The 239-nt window shown below is 41.4% G+C and carries 1 protein-coding gene; it reads left to right on the top strand.

Annotated elements, in window-relative coordinates; genetic code table 11:
- Positions 1–239: MBG domain-containing protein (locus ACINWC743_RS00005; RefSeq protein WP_009583848.1), on the top strand; the 239-nt coding region annotated here is incomplete at both ends.

Here is a 239-nt window from a genome sequence, read left to right as displayed (position 1 = left end):
CTGCATCAGGTACAGACAAGAACTACGATCTGACCTTTGTCGATGGTGCATTGGATATCGCCAAAGCCAAAGCAACAGTAACTGCGAATAGTTTAAACACTGTATATAACGGTAAAGATCAAACAGCATCAGGCTTTACAGCAAGTGGTTTAGTCAATGGTGAGAATGCATCAGTATTAGCAGGTGTAACATCATCGTCAGTAACGGCTAAAGATGCAGGCAATTATGTTCATACTGCA

This window comes from Acinetobacter sp. WC-743, from assembly GCF_000335555.1.
GTDB lineage: Bacteria > Pseudomonadota > Gammaproteobacteria > Pseudomonadales > Moraxellaceae > Acinetobacter > Acinetobacter bereziniae.
Note: the sequence above shows the minus strand (reverse complement) of the source record. Positions and strands in the feature narration are given on the sequence as shown.